The following is a 560-nucleotide window of genomic DNA, read 5'->3' as shown; positions in this document are numbered from 1 at the left end:
GTCGCCCAGACCGTCGGTAAAGGCACGATCGACCCCGAGATCGTCGACCACTACGTCATCTTCGGCGCGCTGGTCGGTGCGATCGGCTGGAACGTGATCACGTGGTACTACGGGATCCCGTCGAGCTCGTCGCACGCGCTGATCGGTGGCCTCGTCGGCGCGGCGCTCGCCAAGTCGGGCTGGAGCTCGCTGAACATCGACGGGCTGCTGAAGACGATCGCGTTCATCTTCATCTCGCCGCTGCTCGGCTTCATCCTCGGCTCGCTGTTCATGCTCGGCGTGTCGTGGCTGTATTTCCGTACCGCGCCCAGCAAGGTCGACCGGCGCTTCCGCCGGTTGCAGCTGCTGTCGGCCGGGCTGTACAGCCTTGGCCACGGGGGCAACGACGCGCAGAAGACCATCGGCATCATCTGGATGCTGCTGATCGCGTCGGGCTATGCGTCGGCGACCGCCGATGCGCCGCCGGCGTGGGTAATCGGCGCGTGCTACCTGTCGATGGGCCTCGGCACGCTGTTCGGCGGCTGGCGCATCGTGCGCACGATGGGCCAGAAGATCACGAA

At 66.2% G+C, this 560-nt stretch carries 1 protein-coding gene; it reads left to right on the top strand.

Annotated features, from left to right (window positions below; translation table 11 throughout):
* Window positions 1-560: inorganic phosphate transporter (locus CFB41_RS37100; protein WP_144030010.1), on the top strand; the 560-nt coding region annotated here is incomplete at both ends.

Source organism: Burkholderia sp. AU33803, from assembly GCF_002223095.1.
In the GTDB taxonomy this organism is placed as follows: domain Bacteria; phylum Pseudomonadota; class Gammaproteobacteria; order Burkholderiales; family Burkholderiaceae; genus Burkholderia.
The sequence above is the reverse complement of the archived record's forward strand: the minus strand, read 5'-3'. Positions and strand labels throughout refer to the sequence as shown.